This is a genomic window from Micromonospora sp. WMMD964, assembly GCF_029581455.1.
In the GTDB taxonomy this organism is placed as follows: Bacteria; Actinomycetota; Actinomycetes; order Mycobacteriales; family Micromonosporaceae; genus Micromonospora.
Genome location: NZ_CP120860.1, coordinates 554,643 through 577,148, shown reverse-complemented (window position 1 = coordinate 577,148; position 22,506 = coordinate 554,643). Strand labels below are relative to the sequence as shown.

Below are 22,506 nucleotides of genomic sequence, written 5' to 3'. Positions count from 1 at the left end.
CGGTCAGGTCGGATCGGTGGGCAGCGCCTCCAGCTCGAAACGCGCGGTCAGGTCGGGCAGGATCCGGCGCAGGGCGTCCACCGTGCCCTGTCGGTCGCCGCCGGCGTCGTGCAGCAGCACCACCGAGCCGGGCGCGGCCTGGGTCACCACCGTCGCAGTGATCTTGGCGGCGCCGGGCAGGTCCCAGTCCGACGGGTCGACCGACCAGTGCAGCGGGGTCATGCCGAGCTGCCGCGCCACCGACACCACCGGGTACGTCCAGGCGCCGCCCGGCTGGCGGTACCAGACGATCGGCGCGTTCGGCACCGCCGCCCGGATCGCGTCGTTGGTGCGCAGCAGGTCGGCGCGGATCGCGTCGGCCGACCGGGCGCCCAGGCCGACGTCGTGGTGCCACGAGTGGTTGCACAGGGTGTGTCCGTCGTCGACGATCGCCTGGATCAGATCGGGATGGTTCTGGGCGTTCTCCCCGACGACGCAGAACGTGGCCCGCACGTCGAACTCGCGCAGCGTAGCGAGGACCTGCGGGGTGTACCGGGGGTCCGGCCCGTCGTCGAAGGTCAGCGCGAGGCGGGGAGAGCCGGTGGTCTCGTGGGCGCCGAACAGCTTGTCGCCGCCCGCGTCGCGGCCCGAACCGTCCTGGCCGGTCTCGGCCGGGCCGGTGCTGCCGTCGGGGCGCGGCGCGCTGTCCGGGTCGCCGTCGCTGGGCTGGTCGGCGTAGTGCGGCGCGTCGGCGTTCGTGGTCACGTCGGGGGGGTGCCGAGGGCTCGGGTCCAGGACGAGGCTCCGGCCCAGCGCGTACGCCGAGCCGAGCAGTGCCGCCAGCACCAGCGTCACGATCCCCGTCGCCTTCGCTGTCGAACTGCCCCGCGTCACGGCTTCCGCCCGGCCGGCCGGCCAGGCCGACCCGTCGCCCCCGTGGTGACTGCGCGCACCGTGGCCCCTTTCTCCGGCAAACCCGGCAGTCAGAATAGAACCGCCAAGCTGCGCAAAAAGGGCATACAGGAAATTGAAGGCGTGGCTTCCGGGGGCGGACGGGCAGGGTGCCGGTCAGACGGGCAGGGGCGCGTGCTCCGCCTCGGGCAGCGACCGCGACGGCGGGACGACGAACTTGTAGCCGACCTGGCGAACGGTGCCGATCATCGACTCGTACTCGGAGCCGAGCTTGGCGCGCAGTCGCCGGACGTGCACGTCGACGGTGCGGGTGCCGCCGAAGTAGTCGTAGCCCCAGACCTCGCGCAGGAGTTGGTCCCGGGTGAAGACCCGGCCGGGGTGCTGGGCCAGGAACTTCAGCAGCTCGAACTCCTTGTAGGTGAGGTCGAGCGGGCGACCCTTGAGCTTGGCCGCGTACGTGTCGGGATCGATGGTCAGCTCGCCGGCCCGGATCGAGCCACCGGCGCCGGCCGTCGCGTTGCTCAGGCGGCCGACCGCCAACCGCAACCGCGCCTCCACCTCGGCGGGACCGGCCGAGGCGAGGATGACGTCGTCGACGCCCCAGTCGGCGTTCAGCGCGATCAGGCCGGCCTCGGTCACCACCGCGACCAGCGGCACGCCGAGCCCGGTGGCGTGCAGCATCCGGCACGTCGCCCGGGCCTCGCTCAACTCCGACCGGGCGTCCACCAGAACCGCGTCCGGGCTGGGGCCCGCGACCAGGGTGCGTACGTCACGTGGCGCGGTGCGGACCGAGTGCGGCAGCAGGTCGAGTGCCGGCAGCACAGCCGACGGTTCGCCTGCGCGCGCGGTCACCAGCAACAGGATCTCCACGATCACCTCCGTCCCGGCGGCGCTCGGCCGCACGCGACCAGACACACCCACGGAGGAGTGCGCTGAGAAATTGCGTGGCCCCGGCGTCGCTGACGGGCGGGTAACGAGCTTGAGCGTAGCGGATCGCCTCGGCCGTGCCCTCAGGCCATTTCCTGTTTGTCTACCTTGCCCCTGATCGTGGAGCAGTTTTTAACGTTACCGAAACCCGGGACCACCGTGTCGGGCGGTCGGTCTGGCACGATCGGGTCGTGTTTCCCTCCACCTCGCCCGAGGCCGGCCGCGACTCGTGGCCCGCCGAGCCCCACCCGGGCCCGGCCGCCGCAGCGACCCGCGGCAACCCGCCCGCGCCGCGCACCGGTCCGGCCGCCACCGATGGTGACCGCCGTGAACGGGGCGGTCCCCGCCGGGCCCGCCGCTCCGGCGAGCCGGCCCGCCGATCCGAGGACGAGGTGGACGAGCCGGAGGAGGAGGTCGTACCCCCGGTCGAGGTGCACCGGCAGCTCTCGTTGACCATCGCCGGCTTCGCCGCGCTGCTCGGCGTCGGTCTGGTGCTCGGCGCGCAGACGTCCGGCCCCGGCCACCGGCTCCCGTTCGCCTTCATCATCTTCGGCGTCCAGTTGCTCTTCGTGCTCGCCTGGACGATGGCCATGCGCCCCCCCGCGCTGCTGGTCGTCGCCGGGATCAGCGCCGGGGTCGCGGCACTAGCCGACGTCGCCGCGGTGCAGACCGACATCGCCGGGCTCGCGCCGCTGGGCTACCTGGCCGTCGGCGGGTTCGTCGCCGCGGTGCTCGGCCAGCTGGTCCGCCGCGTCGACCGCGTCCGGGTCACCGACTCCCTCGGTGCGACGCTGCTCATCGTGGTCGGGGTCGTGGCGTTCGGCACCCTCATCGTGCTCAGCCGGATCCCGGCCGGCACCCAGGCGATCACCGTCTGCCTGTCGGCGAGCGGCGTCGCGCTGACCATCGCCCGGCTCACCGACGCCGTGCTGCCGTGGCCCCGGCTGGCCCCGCAGGTGCCGCGCGGCGCCGCCGGCGTGGTGGCCGGCGCGATGGTCGGCACGCTGACCAGCGCGCTTCTGGGCAGCTACCTGGTGGCTCCCTTCACGCCGACGCGGGCCGCCGTGATCGGCCTGGTCGCGGCGGTCACCGCCGTGCTCGCCGACCTCGCCGTGGGGTACGCGGAGGCGGGCCGGCTGATGGCCGGGGAACCGCCCACCATGTGGGCGGCCCGGCACATGCAGGGTCCGCTCGGTGGTTTCGCCCTGGCGGCTCCTGCCGCGTACGCCATGTGCATGCTCCTGCTCTGAGTCACGGTTGAGCCCGGGGCCGGTCGGGTACCTACGGGTGCGCCGCGCTGCGGCACCGGTGTGGACGATCCGTCGCGGCGCGGCGGGCGAAGACGGGAGGCGGCGTGGCGGAGGACTATCCGGCGGGCGGGGCACGTCCCCGACGGCGCGGCCGCAAACTGCTCATCGGCCTGATCGTCCTGCTCCTGGTGGTGGCCGGGTTGCTGGTGGTCGCCGACCGGGTGGCGGTCGGGGTGGCCGAGCGGACCATCGCCGACCGGGTCGGTCAGGAGATCGCCAAGCAGGGCGCCCAGGCCGCCACGCCCGACGTCGAGGTGGCCGGCACACCGTTCCTCACCCAGGTGCTCGACGGCCGCTACCAGCGGATCACCATCAACCTGCGGGACGTGCGGACGTCGGTCGAAGGTGACGCCGTGCAGTTGCCGGTGCTGGACGTGACCGCCCGCAACGTGCGGGCCTCGCTGGACACCCTGCGCACCGGTCAGGGGGACATCGTCGCGGACACCGTCAACGGCGCCGGCACCATCAGCTACGACAGCCTCGCCGCCCTGCTGAACCGCCCCGGGCTCAAGCTCGGCGAGCAGAACGGCAAGCTCGCCGTCACCGCACCCGTCGACATCCTCAGTCAGAAGCTGACCGTCGCCGGCACCGCCGACGTCACGGTCGCCGACAACGGCGCGGTCGCCCTGCGCTTCAACGACCTGGACGCGGCCGGTCTGCCGAACCTGCCGTTGGCCCGCGCCCTGGTGAACAACTACGCCAAGGGCATCTCCATCGACGTACCCCTGCCTGACCTGCCGTTCCAGTTGACCGTGCGGGAGGTTCGACCGCTGCCGGAAGGGCTGGCGGTCACCGTCGACGCGAAGGACGTACCCATCAATTCCGTCGGCTGACTTCCCGGTCAGCGCCGTCCTCCACCATTCGGTCGATCCCGGATGGTGGTCGGCTGAGTGGCAGCACGGTCACTGACTGGTAGGCTCGCTGACCATGGGGACCCACCTCACCAAACGGCGCGCGGTCGACCTGTGCCGCGTGGCCACCTGCCTGTGTCGCCCCGTCATCTGACGGCGGGGCTGTCTCCGGCCGCCTGACGGCGGCCACCGGCACGGGGTTCTCCAACCCTCCGGTCATCCCACCGAACGCCCGGCAGCGGCGCCGTCGCACGAACCCGTGATCCCGTCCTTCCGCTGGGTCCCGCGCGTGGTGCGACAGTTGAAACCATCGAAACTCGCGCGTTGGCTCACCATCCATCCTCACCAGGGAGTGATTCGATGAGTCGCGACACCGCACTCGTTTCGGCCGAGTGGGCCGAGAAGAACCTCGACGCCCCGGGCGTCGTCTTCGTCGAGGTCGACGAGGACACCTCGGCCTACGAGACCGGCCACATCGCCGGCGCCATCAAGATTGACTGGAAGACCGACCTGCAGGACCAGGTCCGCCGGGACTTCGTCAACAAGTCCCAGTTCGAGGCGCTGCTCTCCGAGCGGGGCATCAGCAACGACGACACCGTCATCCTCTACGGCGGCAACAACAACTGGTTCGCCGCGTACGCGTACTGGTACTTCAAGCTCTACGGCCACGGCGACGTGAAGCTGCTCGACGGCGGTCGCAAGAAGTGGGAGCTGGACGCCCGTCCGCTGGTCACCGACTCGGTGACCCGCCCGGCGACGCAGTACGTCGCGCAGGAGCCGGACACCTCCATCCGGGCGTTCCGCGACGAGGTCGTCGCCGCGATCGGCACCAAGAACCTGGTCGACGTGCGCAGCCCCGACGAGTTCGCCGGTCGGTTGCTCGCCCCCGCCCACCTGCCGCAGGAGCAGGCGCAGCGGGCCGGCCACATCCCCACCGCGATCAGCGTTCCGTGGTCCAAGGCGGCCAACGAGGACGGCACGTTCCGGTCCGACGACGAGCTGCGCAAGATCTACGGCGACGCGGGGCTCGACGACAGCAAGGAGACCATCGCCTACTGCCGCATCGGTGAGCGCTCCTCGCACACCTGGTTCGTGCTCCAGGAGCTGCTGGGTCACCGCAACGTCAAGAACTACGACGGCTCCTGGACCGAGTACGGCTCGCTGGTCGGTGTGCCGGTCGCGCTCGGCGACGAACCCGGGGAGGCGTGATCATGACGCTTCCCATCGCGGCCGGTTGCGCCGCACCTGACCAGGCCGCGCCGCTGCCGGCCAGCCTGGACCTGGAGAAGGAGACCGTCATCACCGGGATCGTCCGCGCCGCTGACGACGAGCCGGTGCCGGGGGCGTACGTCCGGCTGCTCGACTCGACCGGTGAGTTCACCGCCGAGGTGGTGACCTCGACCGCCGGTCAGTTCCGGTTCTTCGCCGCGCCGGGCTCGTGGACGCTGCGGGCGCTGTCCCGGCACGGCAACGGCGACACCGCCGTCACCGCCGGCCGGGGCATCAACGAGGTTGCCGTCACCGTCGCCTGACCCACGCTCTGATCGACCGGGGCCGGTCACCCCTTGTGGGTGGCCGGCCTCGGGTCGTTTTTCGAGACGCCGGTGACCCGGAGTGGTTCCAGCGTCACTCCGTGCCCGGCGGACCAGTGAAACCAATCGGCATGCGTCACTATCTACTGGTGGATGTCGAGGTTGGTGCGAGTGGCGGCGGCACGTCCGGTGAGAACGTTCCGATGGTCGTGTGCGTCAGCGCGGATGCCGCCATGGTCGAGCGGGTGCTCCGACGACTGGACGGGTTCGGTCAGGTGGTGAGCTGCCCGGACCTGGCCGAGTTGCGGGCGATGTTGTTCCCGTCGCCGCCCGGCCCGACGCCGGCCGCACCGCCGAGGCCGCCGCAGGAGCCGTCGCAGCCCGCCTGACCTCTGGCCGCCGCCCGAGGTCGGGCCGCGCCTCCGCTGCCGGCTCGGCGGCGCGGGCGTGACACCATGGCCGGGTGAGCAGTGCTGTCCAGACGGGTTGGACCTCTTCGGGTGGTCCGGTGGCGCCGGTGCCGGCCCGGCCGTGGCGGCGGTGGCTGCTGGTTGCGACGGCGGCCTGGGCCGTGGTGCTGGCGGTGCTCACCTGGACATCGGTCCGCGACGACCCGCCGACCGTGCGCGAGCAGCGCTCCCTCGACCAGGCCGGCCCGGTGGTCGACCGGGCGGTCGGCGAGCTGGTCCGCGCGGCGGGGACGGCCGGTCTGCTCGACCTGGGTGCGGCGCGGGTCGCGGAGGGCTGCCGGGTCACCCCGTTCGCCGACGGGGCGAGGCTGCGCCGGGACGTGGGCGTGCTCGCGCCCACCGGCACCGAACGGGCCGTGTTGGCCGGGATCGCCGAGCGACTGCCGGCTGACTGGCGCGCTCGGGTCGGGTCCGGGCTGAACGGCCCGGAGCTCTACGCCGACGCCGGTGAGTTCGTGGCCGTCGAGGGGCGACCGACCGCGGACGGTCAGGTCCGACTGGTCGTCGACACCGGTTGCCGGCCGGTCGGCTCGGGCTACGCGCCGTCCCCGGCCGCCGCTACCGGCCCGGAGGCCGCCGCGTTGACTGCGGCGCTGGGGGTGCTCGGCGGGCCGGGCGACGCGACGCCCGAGCTGGTCAGCGCGCCCTGCCCGGGCGGCGGTTCGGCCCACACCGTGCGCTCGGCGGGTGGTCCCGGCTCGACCGCCTCGCCGGCCGCGCTCGCCCCGCTGGCCGGGGGCGCCCCCCTGCTGGACGAACCACCGGTGTACGCGTACCGCACCGGCCAGGTCACGGTGCTGGCCGAGGTCGGCCCGGACGCCACCCGGGTGGCCGCCACCGTCGGCTGCCCGGACTGAGTCGAGTCAGTCGCCCTGCGGCTGATCCGCCGGTTCGTGGCTGCGGCCCAACGCGTCCACCATGCCCCACCGGCCGGGGATGTTCAGCAGCTCGACGCGGCCCATCCCCGGCGGCACGGCCGGGTCGATGATCAGGTGCTCGCCCTGCGGGTCCAACCCGAGCATCACCCGCAGCAGCAGTAGTGGGGTGCCGGTCGACCAGGCCTGCGGGCTGCACGCGGTCGGGTACTCCACCGGGTAGTCGGTGAGGTCACGGGCGTAGCCGGCGAACGCCTCCGGCAGCCGTCCATCGAAGTACCGGGACGCCGCCAGCATCGTGTCGCAGATCAGCCCGGCCTCCTTCCGGTAGCCGTACCGCCACAGACCCCACGCGATGATCGAGTTGTCGAACGGCCACACGGTGCCCACGTGGTAGCCGATCGGGTTGTACCGCCCCTCGTCCTCGGCGAGCGTCCGCACGCCCCACCCGGAGAACAGACGCGGCCCGAGCAGCTGTTCGACCACCTTGCCGGCGCGGGACTCGTCCACGATGCCGCTCCACAACAGGTGCCCGATGTTCGAGGTCAGCGCGTCCACCTGCCGCCCGTCGGCGTCCAGCGCGAGCGCGTAGTAGCCGCGGTCGGCGATCCAGAAGTCGCGGTCGAACCGCCGCTTGAGATCGGCGGCCTCCCGCTCCAACCGGTCGGCGTACGCCGGGTCGTTCCAGAAGGTCCGGGCCAGCCGGGCGGCCCGGATCTTCGCGTCGTACGCGTACCCCTGCAACTCGCAGGTCGCCCGGGGGAAGCCGGGCAGCCGACCGTCGGCGTAGGAGATGGCGTCCCAGGAGTCCTTCCAGCACTGGTTCTGCAGACCGGTCTCCGGGTTGCGGGTCTGATACCAGAGGTAACCGGTGCCGAGCAGGTCGCCGTACGTGTCGATCCACCTCAACGCCGCGCGGACCTGCGGCTCCAGTCGGCGGACCAGCGCGTCGTCACCCGTCCAACGCTCGTACTCGTCGACCAGGATGACGAACAGCGGTGTCGAGTCGGCCGACCCGTAGTACGGCGAGTGCGGCTGCTCCTCGAAGCCGGCGGTCTCCCCGTACCGCAGCTCGTGCAGGATCTTGCCGGGCTCCTCGTCCCGGAAGTCGTCCACCCGCTGCCCCTGCAGGCCGGCCAGCATCAGGATGGTCGGCGGGACCAGCTCCGGCAGGAACGGCAGCACCTGCAACGACGTGATGATGCTGTCCCGCCCGAACAACGTCATGAACCAGGGCAGCCCGGCGGCGATCAGCCGCACGCCCAGGGCGATCGACTCGTAGCGCAGTGCGGCCAGGTCGTTGAGGCTGCGCCGGTACGCACCGGCGAGTGGCTCACAGTCGCAGCCGAGCTTCGGTGCCCGGTCGATCAGCTCCTGCTGCTCGGCCCGGATCGCGTCCGCGCTGCGGCTGCCCCCGTACGGGAGGGTCGCCCGGATGTCCTCACCGCGCGCCCCGTAGACCACGCTGGACACGTGCAGCCGGGTGGTCCACCTGCTGTTGCTGGCGATCCGGATGCGGAAGGTCAACCCGTCGGCGTCGACCTGCGCCGGCGCGGTGGTCGTGACGGTCGTCTCCCGGTGGAACGCCTCTCGCCGGTAGCTGAGTCGAAGTTCGTCGTCGGAGACCGTGATCGTGGTCGCACCGCGCTTCCGGCGGGAGTCCTTGATCTCGAACAGGTCGGCGAAGTCGGCCTCGACGTCGATCCGGACGGTGAACTCGACCTCCGTGCCGGTGTGGTTCAGCACGGTCAGCTCCTCCTCGAAGCTGCCCACGATGGCCCGGCTGCGGATCACCGACGCCTTCGCGTCGAGGTAGTGCGTGGGCTCGCCGGGGGCGAGGAAGAACTTGGTGCGGTACGACTCGCCGTCGTCCGTGGAGAGGGCGTGCAGCCGCTGGCCGTCGAGGGTGAGGATCCACTTGGACAGGAAGCGGGTGTCGAAGGAGAACAACCCGGTGGGGAAGTCGTGGGACGGTTCGATGTCCCCCCGGTGATCGCTGACCAGGAAGGTGTTGCCGTCCAGGATGCTGACGAGGTTCCTCACGCCGGTCGTCCGGCTGCTCTGCGCGCCGTCTCGCGGGGGTCGCGGGTGCCGGGCGGGCTCGGGAAGAACCGGCGGAAGGCGAGGAAGAGCACCACGTTCCCGCTGAACGTGCTCTCGTTGCGCAGCACGGCCGCGACACCCTGGGCCGCACCGCTGATCAGCCGGTCGAAGAGAGCCTCGCTGCTGTACCAGATGGCGTCGGCCGGGCCGCGCTCGCGCGTGACCTGCACCGAACCCGGTCCCATCCGGACCAGCCAGTGCTCGGTCCGGTGGTCGCTGCCGAGGTCGATCTGGAGGGTCCCCTCGGGCAGGCCGACCAGGACGTCGGGGGCGCGCGCCGGCAGTGATTCGAAGAACCTCTCCGCCGCCTCGGTCACATCCGAATCGTAGGCAGTCGCCCGAGATGTCGGGTCGGTATCGGCACTCCGAGGATGCTCAGTAGACCAACGCCTGAGCGCCTTCGGTCATCGCCTCCTCGACGAAGACAGCGGCACCCGCGATCCGGACCCCGGGCAGCACGTCGTCCGGGCCGATCTCCCGTCGGGCCGCGCACTGGGTGCAGGCGGTCACCCGGCCACTGGTCAGGATGACGTGCAACAGCTCGGCCAGAGGCGCGGAGTGCGGCAGCTCGAACTGTTGGGCGCGACCGGGCACCGCGAACCAGGTCGATTCACCGGTCAGCCAGAGCGACACGTCCACCCCGGCCGCGACAGCCGTCGCGGCGACAGTGAACGCCTGCGCGCACCGCTCCGGGGCGTCCGCCCCCGCGGTGGCCTTGACGACGAGAGTGCGGGCCATGTGGCCCAGCATAGGATGGTCGGGATGGTTACCGAGATCGGGTTTGTCAGCCTGTTGGTCGCGGGCCTGGGCGGGCTCGCCGGTGGCCTGGTCTACCTTGCCGTACGCATTTCGAGAGGACGCTGGTGAGCGCGAGGAGTGAGCCGGGGTTGCGAGCCCCGCAGTCGCGAACGGAGACGGCTCGGTGAGCGAGAATCCGCTGCAGCCGCCGTGGCTGAACGCGCCGCCGGTCGAGGAGTACCCGTTCGAGGAGAGTTTCGACCTGCGGGTCGGGCCGAAGCTGCACCCCGCCCTGGACGGCCTGCTGCCCTACATCGGGCTGTGGCGTGGCCGGGGCAAGGGCGGTTTCCCCACCATCGAGGACTTCGACTACGCCCAGGAGATCCGGATCAGCCACGACGGGCGGCCGTTCCTGCACTACGAGTCCCGTGCCTGGATCCTGGACGAGCAGAGCAAGCCGGTCCGCCCGGCCGGTCGGGAGGTCGGCTGGTGGCGGCCGGTGCTGGTGGACGGGCGAGCGACCGATGAGCTGGAGGCGGTGCTCACCACGCCGACCGGGGTGATGGAGTTGCACCTGGGCAAGCGCACCGGCACGCAGGTCGAGTTCGCCACCGACGCGGTGGTCCGGACCCCGACCGCCAAGGAGGTCACCGGCGGTCACCGGCTCTTCGGCATCGTCGAGGGCGCGCTGCTCTACGCCCAGGAGATGGCCGCCATGGGGCACGGGCTCAGCCCGCACCTCTCCGCCCGGCTCGTCCGGGTCGGCGGCTGACCAGCCGGGGAAACCCGGCAGGCTAGACGGGGAAACCCAGCAGGGCTTGCAGGGCGGGGGTGCGCGGGCAGTGGTCCCGGCGCACCCCGTCCAGCGTCCGGACCTCGACGAGCCCGCGTACCGAGGAGCTGAACCACACCCCGTCGGCGTCGTGCAGCTCGGTCGGCGTGACCATCCGTTCGGCGGCGCCCAGGCCCAACTCGTGGGCGTGGGCGAGCAGCCACGCCACGGTCGTGCCGGGCAGGATGCCGGTGGTGGCGGCCGGCACCGTGCAGAGCGTGTCTCCGGTGAGCCACACCACGTTCGCGATCGGCCCTTCCAGGGCGTACCCGTCCGAGGAGACCCAGAGCACGTCGTCCACCCCGGCCCGGTGCGCCCAGCGGCGGGCGGCGCTGTTGACCGCGTACGAGGTGGACTTGATGCCGGCCGGCAACCAGTCGAGGCCGGTACGCGAGTCGGCGGGCACGCCCAGCGGCAGGATCGCCACGGTGATCCCGGTGCGGCGCGCCGCCCGAGACGACGCCGGCACCTCGCTCAACGTGGCGTAGACGGTCGGTGGGCCGCCGGCCTCGGAGCCTCGGGTGCAGACCAGCCGCAGCGCGCCCTCCACCTGGACGGGCCAGCCCGTGCGTACCGTGTCGAGCAGGTCGACGAGGGCGTCGGTGGGGGGCAGGTCCAGCTCGACGGCCGCCGCGGCGGTGGTCATCCGGGCCAGGTGCTCGTCGCGCAGCCATGGCCGGCCCTCGCGCAGATGCATTGACTCGAAGAGCCCGTCGCCGCGCAGGACCCCCAGGTCGTCGCCGCGGAGCACGGGCTCGTCGGCAGCGATCAGGCCCCGACCGAGCACGGCGATCCGGGTGCTCGGAGAGGCCGGGGCGTTTCCGGCGGACGACGTCACCATGACCGCCGAGCGTAGCGGCGACGGGCCGCTCGCAGGGGGTCGCAGCGATTGCCGAACTATGATCGGACCGTGTCCGAATCCTCCCTCGCGGAAATGCTGCGGGCCCGTGGGCTGCGGCTGACGCCCCAACGGCAGCTCGTCCTCCAGGCGGTGCTCGATCTGGGGCACGCCAGCCCGGAGCAGGTGCACACCGCCGTGCGGGAGGTCGCCGCCGGCGTCAACATCACCACCATCTACCGCACACTCGAACTGCTGGAACGGCTCGGCCTGGTCACCCACACCCACCTGTCGCACGGCTCGCCGACCTATCACGCGGCGGGTGAGCACCAACACGTCCACCTGGTCTGTCGGGAGTGTGGCGCGATCGACGAGATCGATCCGGAGATGCTGCGCCCGCTCGCCGACCAGTTGGCCACGCAGCGGGGGTTCCGGGTGGACATCGGGCACGTGTCACTCTTCGGCGTCTGCGTACGCTGCGAGAACGGGGACGACAAATGATCGACATCGCGGGTGCGGTGGCCGTCGAGAGCATCGACGAGGCCAGCCGTGATCAGCCGGACGCGGCGCACGTCGCTGCCGGGGTGCGGGGGGTGGCCGCCCACTACGGCGACCCGTTGCGTGAGCAGCGCACCCTCGACACCGCCGTCGGCCTGGTCGACAGGTCGCACCGGGGGGTCGTCGCGGTGCCCGGGGAGGAGCGGGCGAGCTGGCTGCACACCGTCACCTCGCAGCACCTGACCGCGCTGGCCGCCGGTGAGGGCACCGAGTTGCTGGTGCTGTCCCCGCACGGCCACATCGAGCAGCACGCAGTGGTCGCCGAGGACGGCGAGACCGCCTGGCTGGACACCGAGCCGGGGGCGACCGAGGGCCTGCTGGCCTACCTGCAGAAGATGCGGTTCTTCAGCAAGGTCGAGCCGCGCGACGCGACCGCGGAGCGGGCGTTGCTGTCGCTGGTCGGGCCGGCGGCGACGGAGGCTCTGGGCACGCTCGGCGTGACCGGGCTGGCCGAGCCGGACCTGGTCGCGGTGCCGGGTCCGAAGTTCGCCCACGGTGCCGTGCCGCAGCGGGCGAGCGTCCGGTACGACGTGAAGCCGCTGCCCACCGGTGGCTGGGCCCGACGGGTTCCGCTCGGGGTGGACCTGCTGGTGCCCCGCTCGGCGATGGACCAGGTGGTGGCGGAGTTGCGGGGTGCCGGGGTGCCGGTCGCGGGGCTCTGGGCGTACGAGGCGATCCGGGTGGCCGCCCGCCGACCTCGGGTCGGGGTGGACACCGACCACCGGACGATCCCGGCCGAGGTCGACCTGATCGGTCCCGCCGTGCACTTGGACAAGGGTTGCTACCGGGGGCAGGAGACGGTGGCGCGGGTGCACAACATGGGCCGACCGCCGCGTCGCCTCGTACTGCTGCATCTGGACGGGGTGACCACCGACCAACCGCCCGCGGCCGGTACGCCGGTGATGCTCGACGGCCGGGCGGTCGGCTTCGTCGGCACCGCCGTGCTGCACCACGAGCTGGGTCAGGTGGCGCTCGCTGTGGTCAAGCGGAACGTGCCGGACGACGCGGCGCTGCTGGTCGGCGAGACGGCGGCGGCGATCGACCCGTCCTGACCCGGGCGTCTAGGATCGCCGGCATGACGACAGGGACGTTGATCACGGTGGCCCCGACCGGCGCTGAGTCGGCCAAGGCGGAGGTGCCGGCGCTGCCGGTGACCCTCGACGAGCTGCTGCTCACCGCCAAGGAGTGCGAGGCGCTCGGCGCTTCCGTGATCCACGTCCACATCCGTGACGACGAGGCGCGGCCGACCCTCGACCCGGTGCGCCTGGCCGACACGGTGGCGGCGTTGCGGGACGGCACCGACCTGATCGTGCAGCTCTCCTCCGGTGGTGCGGTGACCGACCCGGAGGCCGCCCGGCTGGCCGTCCTCGACGCCCGACCGGACATGGCCTCCTGCACGATGGGCACTGTCAACTTCGGCGACGACGTCTTCCTCAACCGGTGGGAGTTCATCGTCGACCTGCACACCCGGATGCAGGAGCGCGGGATCGTGCCGGAGTACGAGATCTTCGACCTCGGTCACCTGTCCGCGTTGCAGCGTCTCCTCGGCAAGTACGGGCTGCCGGCCGGCGGGCACGTGCACGTCGACTTCGTGATGGGTGTGCCGGGAGGCATGCCGGGCACCACCGAGACACTGGTGGCGGCCCACCGGATGCTGCGGGACCTGCCCGAGGGCACCACCTTCTCGGCCACCGGCATCGGCCGCAGCACGATTCCGGTCATGCTGGCCTCGCTGTCGACGGGCGGGCACCTGCGGGTCGGCATGGAGGACACCGTGACGTACGCCAAGGGCCGCCCGGTGGAGTCGAACATGCAACTGGTCGCCCGCGCGGTGGGTTTCGCCCAGCTCGCCCAGCGTCCGCCGTTGACCACCGCCGAGGCTCGCGAGCTGCTCGGGTTGTAAGGCCGGACCCGCCCCGCGCTCCTGTCACCCGGGCGGTGGACCACCAGGTCACCCTGCCGACGGGCACCCCGGGACCGTCGGTACCGTCCAGCCCGTGACGAAGACGTACGAGGGTGGCGACCCGCTCGCCGAGGTGGTCCGTTCCGGGTTCGTGGAGGGTGCGCACCGCGGCTCGGTGGTGGTGCTCGACGCCGACGGCGCCGTGGTGGCGTCCGCCGGGGACGTGACCTCGCCGATCTTCCCCCGCTCGGCGAGCAAGCCGATGCAGGCGATCGGGATGCTCCGCGCCGGCCTGCCGTTGACCGACCCGGCCGACGTGGCGCTGGTCGCGGCGAGTCACGCCGGTGAGGACTTCCACCTGGCCCGGGTCGGCGCACTGCTGGAGCGGGCCGGGTTGGACGCCGCGGCCCTGCACTGTCCGCCCGACCTGCCGGTGGGCGCGGCGGCCCGGGAGGCGGTGCTGCGCGCCGGGGGCGGCCCCACCCGGGTGCAGATGAACTGCTCCGGCAAGCACAGCGGGATGCTGCTGACCTGCGAGGCCGCGGGTTGGCCGCTGGAGGGGTACTGGCGGCCGGAGCACCCGCTCCAACAACGGTTGCGGGCGGCCATCGAGGAGTTCACCGGTGAGCAGGCCGCGGCGGTGGGGGTCGACGGCTGCGGCGCGCCGGTGCTCGCCGTGTCGCTGACCGGGTTGGCCGGGGCGTTCCTCCGGTTGGTCGACGCCGAGCCCGGCTCGGTGCCGCGGACCGTGGCCGACGCCATGCGCGCGTACCCGGAGATCGTCGGTGGCACCCAGGCCGATGACACCCGGCTGATGCGCGGCGTTCCGGGCCTGCTGGCAAAGGTCGGTGCCGAGGGGGTGATCGCGGTGGCCGTGCCGGGTGTCGGCGCCGTCGCACTGAAGATCGACGACGGCGCCGACCGGGCGCGGATGCCGGTGCTGGTCTCCGCGCTGCGCCGGCTCGGCGTGGACGCACCGGTGCTGACCGAGTACGCCGAGGTGCCGCTCTTCGGCGGCGGAGTTCCGGTGGGGGCGGTCCGCCCGCTCTGGTGAGCCGGCGGGTCAGCTCAGGAAGTCGAGTAGGGCGGCGTTGACGGGCTCCGGGCGCTCCAGCGGCAACAGGTGCCCGGCGTCCGGAATGTCCGGCAGTCGTACCGCGCCGGGGACCTCGGCGGCGATCCGGTCGGCGAGCCGGCGGATGTCCGGCACGTCCGCCGCGCCTGCGCTGACCAGGACCGGCACCTTCAGCTCGCCGAGGCGACCGATGGCCGGCGGTGTCAGTTCGCCGACCTCGACCGCGCCGAGCGCCGACTCGGCGGCGAGCGCGCGCTGGTCCATCTCCTGCGCGAACGCGATGAGCGCGGGGTCGACGTCGGCCGGCTGACGACCCGGGCCGACCACCCAGAACCGCACCTCGCCGGCCGCGCCCGCGACGAAGTCGTCGGGGTCGACCTCGCCGACCAGGTCGTCCCAGAGGTCGTTCGCCTCGTCGGACCACTCGTTTCCGGAGACAGCGGTGTCGAACAGCGCGAGCGCACTCACCCGGTCGGGGTGGGCGAGCGCGGTGTCGATGGCGACCGCCCCGCCGAAGGAGCAGCCGACCAGGGCGGCCCGGGGCAGGTCGAGTGCGTCCAGCAGCCCCGCCACGTCGTCGTGGTGCGCGAACGGCGTCGGCGGTAGCTCGGAGTCTCCGTAGCCGCGCAGGTCCGGGACGATGACCCGGTGGCGGGCGGCGAGCGCGGAGATCTGCCCCCGCCACATCCGCCGGTCGGTGATGCCGGCGTGCAGCAGTACGACTGGCGAGCCGGTGCCCGCCTCGTCGTACGCGATGCTTGCTCCATTGACTGTGATCTTGTGCACGGACGGACCGTACGGAGCCGCGAGCCGGGGCGCAACCGTGATGCTGAGACGTTGCTAACTCTGGCTAGCGTTTTGCTTGCAACAGCTAGCGCGGCCGGTTAGCGTCGCAGTCATGGCCACATCGAAGGACCTTCCCGACGTCGGCGGGTTCATCCGCGATCTGCGGCGCAACGCCAAGATCTCGCTCCGGCAGCTCGCCGAGCAGGCCGGGGTCAGCAACCCGTACCTCAGTCAGATCGAGCGCGGCCTGCGCAAGCCCAGCGCCGAGGTGCTCCAGCAACTGGCGAGCGCGCTGCGGGTCTCCACCCCGGCCATGTACCTGCGCGCCGGGCTGCTCGACGACAGGGAAGGTCACGGCGTGCTCGCCGCCATCGCCGTGGACACCGACCTGACGATGGCCCAGAAGCAGTCCCTCAGCCAGATCTACGAGACGTTCCGCCGGGAGAACACCCGGCTGGCCGAGGCCCAGGCCGCCGCCGAGGGCGGTGGCACCGGGCCCACCGGCGCCACGGCCGGGGCGACCACCCCGACCGACGTCGGCGACGAGCCGGCCGACCTGGCGAACCTGGCCGCCACCGGTCCCACCACCGCGGGCGGCACCCCGACCGAGGCCGTGATCGAGTCGGTCGCCGTCACCGAGGCGGGCACCGCACCCGCCCCGACCAGCACCAACACCCCCGAGAAGAAGGCCGCCGGTCCGGCGGCACGCAAGGCCGCCGAGGCGGCCGAAGAGGAGACGTCATGAGCGAGCCGAAGACCAACCGCATCCCCGCCCCGATCTACGCCGCCGCGGGCGCCGGTGAGCTGGCCATCGAGCAGTTGCGCAAGCTGCCGGCAGTGGTCGGTGTCCTCAGCACCCGCGTCGTCGCCGACCTGGGTGGCCGGGCCGTGCTGACCGGCTACGAGCTGCGCCAGAAGGCCAACGAGCTGGACCTGGCCAAGCTCCGAGAGTCGGCCGACCTGGCCAAGCTGCGCGACGCCGCCGACCTGGCGAAGCTGCGCGAGGTCGCCGACCTGGACAAGCTGCGGGCCGCCGCGACCCGCAACGCCGCCATGGTGGTCGCCGGGGCCCAGGCCGCCCAGGAGCGGGCCTTCGCCGCGTACGGCGCGCTGGTCGCCCGGGGTGAGCGGGTCGTCGGCGCCGGTGTGCTCGAGGCCGCCGACACGGTCAACGCCGACATCGAGGCCACCCAGGCCGTGACCCCGGCGGAGACCGCACCGACAACCGCCGCTGCCGCCCCGGCCGAGGTGCCGACCCCGGCCGACGTGGCCGAGATCGCCGAGGCCAAGCCGGCCGCCGCCAAGAAGGCCACCCGCGCTCCGAAGGCCGCCAAGCCGGCCGCCACCCCGTCGGCGAAGCTGCCCCGGGCCACCAAGCGGACCCGTCCGGCCGCCGAGTAGTAGCAGTGTCGACGACCCCGGCGGCGTCCTTGTCGGACGAAGCCGGGGTCCTCGACATAAGCTTGCCGGCATGGCCAACGCCGCGCCGATCTTCGCGTTCGAAGTCCGCTACGTGATCGAGCTGATCCTGCTCGTCTTCGCGCTGATCGTTCAGGGCGTCGCCCTGGTGCACGCGATCACCCAGCGCTCCGACGCCTTCCCCGCCATCGGGACACTTCCCAAGGGTGGCTGGATCGCCATCCTGGCGGTCTGCCTCGTGCTGACCCTGCTCGGCTTCGGTCCGATCAGCCTCTTCGGACTGATCGGCATCGCCGCCGGCCTCATCTACCTGCTCGACGTTCGGGTCGGCCTGCGCGACCTCAGCGACGGCAAAGGGTTCTGGTGAGAGGTTTCCGCTGGCCGCCCCCACCGGACAGCGGGCCCCGCACCTGGGGGCCCGGCCCGGGTGGGCCGCGTACCGGCCGTCCGGCTCTGCCCGAGCCGGACACCGACCTGGTCGCCACCCCGCACGGCGTACAGCTCGAACGACTGGTCACCGGCACCGGTGACCCGGTGACCGTGTTCGCGCACGGGCTGGGCAACGGCATCGCCACCACCCGTCCGTTCGGCAGTGGGGTGACCGGCCGCAAGGTGTTCTTCCAGTTCCGCGGGCACGGCCGTTCCGAGGCGCCGGACGGGCCGTGGACGTACACCGACCTGGCCCGCGACCTTCGGGCGATAGCCGATCTGGGCGGCGCCAGCCGGGCGTTCGGGGCGAGCCTCGGCGCCGGTGCCCTCTGCCGCCTGCTCGGGGAGAGCCCGGACCGTTTCGAGAAGCTGGTCTTCTTCCTACCCGCGGTGCTCGACCAGCCGCGTGGCCCGGTGGCGGCGGACCGGATCACGGACCTGCTGGAGGCGGTGGAGAGCGGGGACGCCTCGGCGGTCGCCGACGTCGTCACCCTGGAGCTGCCCGCCGGGGTGCGCAACACCCCCGCCGGCTGGGCGTACCTGCGGCAGCGACTCGACCAGCTGCTCCGCGACGGGCTCGCCGGCAGCCTGGCCGACCTCGCGGCACAGACGCCGCTGCGGGACGTCACCGACCTCGCGGCGGTCACCGCGCCGGCGCTGGTGATCGCCAACGCGGGCGACGACCTGCACCCGGTCGAGGTCGCCGAGCGGCTCGCCGCCGCGCTACCCCAGGCCACCCTGCACGTGTACGACCGGCCCGGCGTCCTCTGGTCGGAACGCGCCGACCTGCGGGACCGCGTCGCCGGCTTCCTCAACGAGTAACCTGCCCTGTCATGGGCGTCACACAGCATGGCCGGACACACCGGCTCGACCTCGCCGACCCGACTCTGCACGAATGGACGTGCACGGTCCTGCACGCCGACGCCGAGCAGGGCATCGTCCTGGACCGCTCCGCCTTCTACCCGGGCGGCGGTGGTCAGCCGCCGGACCACGGCGTGCTGCTGTGGCAGGGTGTGCAGACCCGGATCGTCGGCACCCGCAAGGGCGACGACCTCTACCTGATCCCCGCCGAGGGTGATCCGCTCCCGCCGGTCGGCACCGAGGTCGTCGGCGCGCTGGAGGACGAGCGTCGCACCCGGCTGATGCGTACCCACTCCGGGCTGCACGTGCTCTGCGGTGTGGTGTTCCGCGACTTCGGCGCGCTCGTGACGGGCAACTCGATGGAACCTGGCGAGGCCCGGATGGATTTCAACCTCCCCGAGGTGCCGCCGGATTTCAAGAGCCGCATCGAAGAACTCGTCAACGCCGAGGTGGCCGCCGACCGTTCGGTCGCCGTGCGGGTGTTGCCACGCACCGAGGCGCTCGCGCTGCCGGACATCATCCGCACCCAGTCCAACCTGATCCCGCCGGACGAGCAGGAGGTCCGGATCGTCGACATCGTCGGGCTGGACGTGCAGGCCGACGGTGGCACCCACGTCGCGTCCACCGCCCAGATCGGCAAGGTGCAGGTGGTCAAGGTGGAGAGCAAGGGCCGGGCCAACCGCCGGGTCCGCGTCCGCCTGGTCGACTGACAGTTCGGTAATTCGGACGGCGGTTGTCAGGTATCGCTGACAACCTCGCCGGTATGACACAACCGCTCGCAGGAAAGATCGCGCTCGTCGCCGGTGCCACGCGAGGCGCCGGACGGCAGATCGCCGTGCAACTCGGGGCTGCCGGAGCCACCGTGTACGCCACCGGCCGCACCACCCGGGCCAAGCGCTCGGAGATGGACCGGCCGGAGACCATCGAGGAGACCGCCGAGCTGGTCACCGAGGCCGGAGGCACGGGCATCGCCGTCCAGGTCGACCACCTGGTGCCCGAACAGGTTCGCGACCTCGTCGCCCGGATCGACGCCGAGCAGGGCCGACTCGACGTGCTGGTCAACGACATCTGGGGTGGTGACCCGCTGGTCACCTGGGAGAAACCGGTGTGGGAGCAGCCGTTGGACGCGGGTTTCCGGACCCTTCGACTGGCCATCGACACCCACATCATCACCAGCCATTTCGCCCTGCCGCTGCTGATCCGCAAGCCCGGCGGCCTGGTGGTGGAGATGGGCGACGGCACCAAGGCGTACAACGACGACAACTACCGGCTGTCGATCTTCTACGACCTGGCCAAGGTGTCGGTCAACCGGCTCGCCTTCAGCCAGGCGCACGAGCTGAAGCCGCACGGCTGCACGGCCGTCGCGCTCACCCCGGGCTGGATCCGTTCCGAGGCGATGCTCGAGCACTTCGGCGTGACCGAGGACAACTGGCGCGACGGCGCAGCCACCGACCCGAACTTCCTCATCTCGGAGACCCCGGCGTTCGTCGGCCGGGCCGTGGCCGCGCTCGCCGCCGACGAGGAGAAGGCCCGCTGGAACGGCCGGTCCGTCGACGCCGGCACGCTGTCCAAGGTGTACGGGTTCACCGACCTCGACGGCAGCCAACCCGAGGGCTTCCGCTACATCACCGAGGTGGTCGACGCGGGCAAACCGTCGGACGTGACCGGCTACCGGTAGAGGGCCTGGAACCGGTCGGCCGCGTCGACGAACAGCCGTCGGAGTGCGGGCGGGTCGAGGACCTCCACCTCGGGGCCGAGCCCCAGCAGTTGGTGGTACGCCACCTCGACGGACTCGACGGGCAGCCGGGCCACCACCCAGCCCTGCCCGTCGGGTTCTCCGGCGGCGGCCACGACCTCGTCGTACACGAAGGGGGCATCGACCAGGTGCCGGAGCCGGCGCAGACCCGCCGGGCTGAGCCGGACGCCGACCTCGGTCCGCAGCATGGTCCGCAGGAACGACCCGGCCTGCTCACGCCAGTGCCCGGCCAGGTCGAAGCCCTCGTCCCGGTCGAAGCTCTCCTCGCCCACCTCGACACCGGTGACCCGGTCCACCCGGTAGGTGCGGGTGTCGTCGCCGACCCGGCCGACCAGATACCAGGCCCCACTCTTGAGCACCAGCCCGTACGGCTGGACCCGGCGGGTCACCTCCCGGTCGCCGCGCCGGTAGCGTAAATCCACCACCCGGTCCCGCCAGACCGCGCGGGCCAGCTCGCTCAGGCACGGCGGTGGGGCCGTCTCCCGGAACCAACCCGGCACGTCCAGGTGGAACCGCTGCCCGGTCCGGGCCGGGGCGTCCCGGAGGGCCGGTGGCAGGGCGGCGAGCACCTTCAACTCGGCGGCGGCGACCTCGTCGGCGAGCCCCATGTCGCCCGCCGGTCCGGGCAGCCCGGCGAGGAAGAGCGCCTCCGCCTCGTCCCGGGTGAGCCCGGTGAGTCGGGTGCGGTAGCCGCCGAGCAACCGGTAACCGCCGGCCCGGCCCCGGTCGGCGTAGACCGGCACACCGGCGGCGGAGAGCGCCAACACGTCCCGGTAGACGGTCCGCTCGGAGACCTCCAGCTCCCGTGCCAGCTCGCCGGCCGTCATCGCGCCGCGAGCCTGCAACAGCAGCAGCAGTGAGATCAGTCGGGAGGCACGCACCCGCCCATCCTGCCTGGTAACGCTCGCCACCCGGCGGCGGACCGGATCGGTCGCTACGCTGCTCGATCGTGGACGCCAGCAGAATCGCCAGCCCGGTCACCGGGGCCGCCGGCCGTTTTCTCGCCGGGGCGGGACTGCTCCTGCGGGGGCTCGGTCTCTATGTGCGCAGCCCGGGGTTGATGCTGCTCGGCATCGTGCCGGCGTTGATCTCCGGTGCGCTCTTCGTGGGTGCGTTCGCCACCCTGGTGTACTTCGTGGACGACCTCGCCGCGCTGGTCACCCCGTTCGCCGACGACTGGTCGAAGACCGGCCGCAGCCTGGTCCGGGTGGTCGCCGGGCTGGCCTTCCTGGGGCTCGGCGGCCTGCTCGCGGTGGTCAGCTTCACCGCCGTCACCCTGGTCATCGGCGACCCGTTCTACGAGAAGATCTCCGAGCAGGTCGAGCAGCGGTACGGCGGTACGCCGGGCGCGGTGGACGTGCCCTTCTGGTCGTCGTTGCGCCGCAGCTCCGCCGACTCGGTACGCCTGGTGGCGCTCACGGCACTGGTCGGGATTCCGCTCTTCCTCGCCGGTTTCATCCCGGTGGTCGGTCAGACGGTCGTCCCGGTCATCGGGGCGGCCGTCGGCGGCTGGTTCCTCGCCGTGGAGTTGGTCGGGGCGCCGTTCTACCGGCGCGGGATGAGGCTGCCGCAGCGCCGGACGATCCTGAAGGCCGACCGCCCCACGTCGCTCGGTTTCGGGGTGGCCGTCTTTCTCTGCTTCCTCATTCCGCTCGGCGCGGTACTGATCATGCCGGCGGCGGTCGCCGGTGCCACCCTGCTGGCCCGCCGGTCACTCGGCCAGCCGATCCAGGAGAGCTGACGTGGACATCACCCTGGTCGAGGGGGACATCACCACCCAGCGGGTGGACGCCGTCGTCAATGCCGCCAACTCGTCCCTGCTCGGTGGCGGCGGGGTCGACGGGGCCATCCACCGGCGCGGCGGGCCGGCCATCCTGGCCGAGTGCCGGGCGCTGCGGGCGTCCCGCTACGGCAGAGGGCTGCCGATCGGGCAGGCGGTGGCGACCACTGCCGGTGAGCTGCCGGCCCGCTGGGTGATCCACACCGTCGGACCGGTGTGGTCCGGCACCGAGGACCGCTCGGCGCTGCTGCGCGACTGCTACGCCAACAGCCTGCGGGTGGCCGACGAACTGGGGGCCGCCACCGTGGCGTTTCCGCTGATCTCCGCGGGTATCTACGGCTGGCCGATCGACGACGCGGTCCGCCAGGCCCTCACCGTGCTGCGCGCGGCCACCCCGACCGCCGTCACCGAGGCGCGCTTGGTGCTGTTCGGGGCGGATACCCACGCGACGGCACGACAGGTCTTCGAGGCCGCCTGACCGGCCCCACTCTCCGCTTCTGCCTCGATCAAGTGATGAAAAGTAGCTTCCAGGGGCCACCCAGACCTACTTTTCATCACTTGATCACCGCAAG

28 protein-coding genes and 1 pseudogene are annotated in these 22,506 nt (G+C 72.3%); 21 read left to right on the top strand and 8 right to left on the bottom strand.

The window, feature by feature from the left end; translation table 11 throughout:
- Positions 1 to 3: 3 nt before the first annotated feature.
- Positions 4 to 834, bottom strand: a complete 831-nt coding sequence (locus tag O7616_RS02725; protein WP_282305462.1) for a polysaccharide deacetylase family protein — start codon at positions 832 to 834, stop codon at positions 4 to 6.
- Between the two features lie 213 nt (positions 835 to 1,047).
- Positions 1,048 to 1,767 carry a response regulator transcription factor gene (locus O7616_RS02720; protein WP_179781168.1) on the bottom strand — a complete coding sequence of 240 codons (720 nt, stop codon included), beginning with the start codon at positions 1,765 to 1,767 and terminating at the stop codon, positions 1,048 to 1,050.
- A 242-nt stretch (positions 1,768 to 2,009) separates the two neighbouring features.
- Between O7616_RS02720 and O7616_RS02715 the strand changes: the two genes are divergently transcribed.
- The 7 genes and pseudogenes from O7616_RS02715 (at position 2,010) to O7616_RS02690 (ending at position 6,838) form a co-directional block, all read left to right on the top strand.
- Positions 2,010 to 3,068 carry a hypothetical protein gene (locus O7616_RS02715; protein ID WP_282305461.1) on the top strand — a complete coding sequence of 353 codons (1,059 nt, stop codon included), beginning with the start codon at positions 2,010 to 2,012 and terminating at the stop codon, positions 3,066 to 3,068.
- A 104-nt stretch (positions 3,069 to 3,172) separates the two neighbouring features.
- Positions 3,173 to 3,961, top strand: a complete 789-nt coding sequence (locus O7616_RS02710; RefSeq protein ID WP_282305460.1) for a DUF2993 domain-containing protein — start codon at positions 3,173 to 3,175, stop codon at positions 3,959 to 3,961.
- 94 nt (positions 3,962 to 4,055) lie between these two features.
- Positions 4,056 to 4,133, top strand: coding sequence for an Ms5788A family Cys-rich leader peptide (locus O7616_RS31115; RefSeq protein WP_310503780.1), 78 nt, complete (start codon positions 4,056 to 4,058; stop codon positions 4,131 to 4,133).
- Between the two features lie 206 nt (positions 4,134 to 4,339).
- Complete coding sequence (locus O7616_RS02705; RefSeq protein WP_282264257.1) at positions 4,340 to 5,188, top strand: sulfurtransferase; 849 nt, start codon at positions 4,340 to 4,342, stop codon at positions 5,186 to 5,188.
- A 2-nt stretch (positions 5,189 to 5,190) separates the two neighbouring features.
- On the top strand, positions 5,191 to 5,511 hold the full coding sequence (locus O7616_RS02700) for a DUF1416 domain-containing protein (RefSeq protein WP_282264258.1): 321 nt from the start codon (positions 5,191 to 5,193) through the stop codon (positions 5,509 to 5,511).
- Between the two features lie 203 nt (positions 5,512 to 5,714).
- A pseudogene (locus O7616_RS02695) lies at positions 5,715 to 5,840 on the top strand (transcriptional regulator); the annotation flags it as partial.
- A gap of 134 nt (positions 5,841 to 5,974) precedes the next feature.
- On the top strand, positions 5,975 to 6,838 hold the full coding sequence (locus O7616_RS02690; RefSeq protein WP_282305459.1) for a hypothetical protein: 864 nt from the start codon (positions 5,975 to 5,977) through the stop codon (positions 6,836 to 6,838).
- A gap of 6 nt (positions 6,839 to 6,844) precedes the next feature.
- Here O7616_RS02690 and O7616_RS02685 read toward each other — a convergent pair whose 3' ends face one another.
- Genes O7616_RS02685 through O7616_RS02675 form a run of 3 tightly spaced genes read right to left on the bottom strand, consistent with a single transcriptional unit; the run spans position 6,845 to position 9,709 of the window.
- Complete coding sequence (locus tag O7616_RS02685; RefSeq protein WP_282305458.1) at positions 6,845 to 8,899, bottom strand: glycogen debranching N-terminal domain-containing protein; 2,055 nt, start codon at positions 8,897 to 8,899, stop codon at positions 6,845 to 6,847.
- The gene (locus tag O7616_RS02680; protein ID WP_282305457.1) at positions 8,896 to 9,276 is read right to left on the bottom strand and encodes an SCP2 sterol-binding domain-containing protein; all 381 of its coding nucleotides are present in this window, start codon (positions 9,274 to 9,276) and stop codon (positions 8,896 to 8,898) included. Before O7616_RS02680 ends, O7616_RS02685 begins: the two co-directional genes overlap by 4 nt.
- A 58-nt stretch (positions 9,277 to 9,334) precedes the next feature.
- Positions 9,335 to 9,709: a DsrE family protein gene (locus O7616_RS02675; protein WP_088987418.1), complete on the bottom strand. Its 375-nt coding sequence runs from the start codon at positions 9,707 to 9,709 to the stop codon at positions 9,335 to 9,337.
- A gap of 12 nt (positions 9,710 to 9,721) precedes the next feature.
- Here O7616_RS02675 and mtfM point away from each other — a divergent pair, with 12 nt between their 5' ends.
- Positions 9,722 to 9,826, top strand: a complete 105-nt coding sequence (gene mtfM / locus O7616_RS02670; RefSeq protein WP_030327764.1) for a small membrane protein MtfM — start codon at positions 9,722 to 9,724, stop codon at positions 9,824 to 9,826.
- Positions 9,827 to 9,881: 55 nt separating this feature from the next.
- Positions 9,882 to 10,469 carry an FABP family protein gene (locus O7616_RS02665; RefSeq protein ID WP_282264271.1) on the top strand — a complete coding sequence of 196 codons (588 nt, stop codon included), beginning with the start codon at positions 9,882 to 9,884 and terminating at the stop codon, positions 10,467 to 10,469.
- A gap of 22 nt (positions 10,470 to 10,491) precedes the next feature.
- Here O7616_RS02665 and O7616_RS02660 read toward each other — a convergent pair whose 3' ends face one another.
- Entirely contained in the window at positions 10,492 to 11,370 is an 879-nt protein-coding gene (locus O7616_RS02660; protein WP_282305456.1) for an aminotransferase class IV, read from the bottom strand.
- Positions 11,371 to 11,439: 69 nt separating this feature from the next.
- Between O7616_RS02660 and O7616_RS02655 the strand changes: the two genes are divergently transcribed.
- From O7616_RS02655 to O7616_RS02640, 4 genes are all read left to right on the top strand, one after another.
- Positions 11,440 to 11,868, top strand: coding sequence for a Fur family transcriptional regulator (locus O7616_RS02655; protein WP_088987421.1), 429 nt, complete (start codon positions 11,440 to 11,442; stop codon positions 11,866 to 11,868).
- On the top strand, positions 11,865 to 12,977 hold the full coding sequence (locus O7616_RS02650; protein WP_282264274.1) for a folate-binding protein: 1,113 nt from the start codon (positions 11,865 to 11,867) through the stop codon (positions 12,975 to 12,977). The genes O7616_RS02655 and O7616_RS02650 overlap by 4 nt, the downstream gene beginning before the upstream one ends.
- A gap of 23 nt (positions 12,978 to 13,000) precedes the next feature.
- A complete protein-coding gene (locus tag O7616_RS02645; RefSeq protein WP_282264275.1) occupies positions 13,001 to 13,828 on the top strand; it encodes a 3-keto-5-aminohexanoate cleavage protein in 828 nt (275 codons plus the stop codon).
- Between the two features lie 94 nt (positions 13,829 to 13,922).
- On the top strand, positions 13,923 to 14,882 hold the full coding sequence (locus O7616_RS02640) for an asparaginase (RefSeq protein ID WP_282305455.1): 960 nt from the start codon (positions 13,923 to 13,925) through the stop codon (positions 14,880 to 14,882).
- Positions 14,883 to 14,891: 9 nt separating this feature from the next.
- Here O7616_RS02640 and O7616_RS02635 read toward each other — a convergent pair whose 3' ends face one another.
- Positions 14,892 to 15,689 (bottom strand): alpha/beta hydrolase, encoded by a 798-nt coding sequence (locus O7616_RS02635; protein WP_282305454.1) that lies wholly within the window; start codon positions 15,687 to 15,689, stop codon positions 14,892 to 14,894.
- A gap of 112 nt (positions 15,690 to 15,801) precedes the next feature.
- Here O7616_RS02635 and O7616_RS02630 point away from each other — a divergent pair, with 112 nt between their 5' ends.
- The 6 genes from O7616_RS02630 to O7616_RS02605 all read left to right on the top strand — a co-directional run bounded on the left by O7616_RS02630 (position 15,802) and on the right by O7616_RS02605 (position 20,076).
- Complete coding sequence (locus tag O7616_RS02630) at positions 15,802 to 16,434, top strand: helix-turn-helix transcriptional regulator (RefSeq protein WP_282305453.1); 633 nt, start codon at positions 15,802 to 15,804, stop codon at positions 16,432 to 16,434.
- Positions 16,431 to 17,090, top strand: coding sequence for a hypothetical protein (locus tag O7616_RS02625; protein ID WP_282305452.1), 660 nt, complete (start codon positions 16,431 to 16,433; stop codon positions 17,088 to 17,090). Before O7616_RS02630 ends, O7616_RS02625 begins: the two co-directional genes overlap by 4 nt.
- A 70-nt stretch (positions 17,091 to 17,160) precedes the next feature.
- Positions 17,161 to 17,475 (top strand): DUF2516 family protein, encoded by a 315-nt coding sequence (locus O7616_RS02620; protein ID WP_088950380.1) that lies wholly within the window; start codon positions 17,161 to 17,163, stop codon positions 17,473 to 17,475.
- Positions 17,472 to 18,359 carry an alpha/beta hydrolase gene (locus O7616_RS02615; RefSeq protein WP_282305451.1) on the top strand — a complete coding sequence of 296 codons (888 nt, stop codon included), beginning with the start codon at positions 17,472 to 17,474 and terminating at the stop codon, positions 18,357 to 18,359. Before O7616_RS02620 ends, O7616_RS02615 begins: the two co-directional genes overlap by 4 nt.
- 11 nt (positions 18,360 to 18,370) lie before the next feature.
- Positions 18,371 to 19,108 (top strand): alanyl-tRNA editing protein, encoded by a 738-nt coding sequence (locus O7616_RS02610; protein WP_282305450.1) that lies wholly within the window; start codon positions 18,371 to 18,373, stop codon positions 19,106 to 19,108.
- 53 nt (positions 19,109 to 19,161) lie between these two features.
- Positions 19,162 to 20,076 carry an SDR family oxidoreductase gene (locus O7616_RS02605; RefSeq protein WP_282305449.1) on the top strand — a complete coding sequence of 305 codons (915 nt, stop codon included), beginning with the start codon at positions 19,162 to 19,164 and terminating at the stop codon, positions 20,074 to 20,076.
- Here the strand turns inward: O7616_RS02605 and O7616_RS02600 are convergent.
- Positions 20,067 to 21,035 (bottom strand): YafY family protein, encoded by a 969-nt coding sequence (locus tag O7616_RS02600; protein ID WP_282305448.1) that lies wholly within the window; start codon positions 21,033 to 21,035, stop codon positions 20,067 to 20,069. The two genes, O7616_RS02605 and O7616_RS02600, sit on opposite strands and share 10 nt — an antisense overlap.
- 68 nt (positions 21,036 to 21,103) lie before the next feature.
- On the opposite strand from O7616_RS02600, the gene O7616_RS02595 reads away from it, so the two are divergent.
- Both O7616_RS02595 and O7616_RS02590 read left to right on the top strand, forming a co-directional pair.
- Positions 21,104 to 21,895: an EI24 domain-containing protein gene (locus O7616_RS02595; protein ID WP_282305447.1), complete on the top strand. Its 792-nt coding sequence runs from the start codon at positions 21,104 to 21,106 to the stop codon at positions 21,893 to 21,895.
- Position 21,896: 1 nt separating this feature from the next.
- The gene (locus O7616_RS02590) at positions 21,897 to 22,412 is read left to right on the top strand and encodes an O-acetyl-ADP-ribose deacetylase (RefSeq protein ID WP_282305446.1); all 516 of its coding nucleotides are present in this window, start codon (positions 21,897 to 21,899) and stop codon (positions 22,410 to 22,412) included.
- Positions 22,413 to 22,506: the final 94 nt, after the last annotated feature.

Bases quoted from the DNA above. Each gene is read 5' to 3' on its own strand.
- O7616_RS02660 (WP_282305456.1), bottom strand. From the start codon at position 11,370: ATGGTGACGTCGTCCGCCGGAAACGCCCCGGCCTCTCCGAGCACCCGG.
- O7616_RS02645 (WP_282264275.1), top strand. From the start codon at position 13,001: ATGACGACAGGGACGTTGATCACGGTGGCCCCGACCGGCGCTGAGTCG.
- O7616_RS02610 (WP_282305450.1), top strand. From the start codon at position 18,371: ATGGGCGTCACACAGCATGGCCGGACACACCGGCTCGACCTCGCCGAC.
- O7616_RS02625 (WP_282305452.1), top strand. From the start codon at position 16,431: ATGAGCGAGCCGAAGACCAACCGCATCCCCGCCCCGATCTACGCCGCC.
- O7616_RS02700 (WP_282264258.1), top strand. From the start codon at position 5,191: ATGACGCTTCCCATCGCGGCCGGTTGCGCCGCACCTGACCAGGCCGCG.
- O7616_RS02705 (WP_282264257.1), top strand. From the start codon at position 4,340: ATGAGTCGCGACACCGCACTCGTTTCGGCCGAGTGGGCCGAGAAGAAC.
- mtfM (WP_030327764.1), top strand. From the start codon at position 9,722: ATGGTTACCGAGATCGGGTTTGTCAGCCTGTTGGTCGCGGGCCTGGGC.
- O7616_RS02630 (WP_282305453.1), top strand. From the start codon at position 15,802: ATGGCCACATCGAAGGACCTTCCCGACGTCGGCGGGTTCATCCGCGAT.
- O7616_RS02620 (WP_088950380.1), top strand. From the start codon at position 17,161: ATGGCCAACGCCGCGCCGATCTTCGCGTTCGAAGTCCGCTACGTGATC.
- O7616_RS31115 (WP_310503780.1), top strand. From the start codon at position 4,056: ATGGGGACCCACCTCACCAAACGGCGCGCGGTCGACCTGTGCCGCGTG.
- O7616_RS02650 (WP_282264274.1), top strand. From the start codon at position 11,865: ATGATCGACATCGCGGGTGCGGTGGCCGTCGAGAGCATCGACGAGGCC.
- O7616_RS02675 (WP_088987418.1), bottom strand. From the start codon at position 9,709: ATGCTGGGCCACATGGCCCGCACTCTCGTCGTCAAGGCCACCGCGGGG.
- O7616_RS02605 (WP_282305449.1), top strand. From the start codon at position 19,162: ATGACACAACCGCTCGCAGGAAAGATCGCGCTCGTCGCCGGTGCCACG.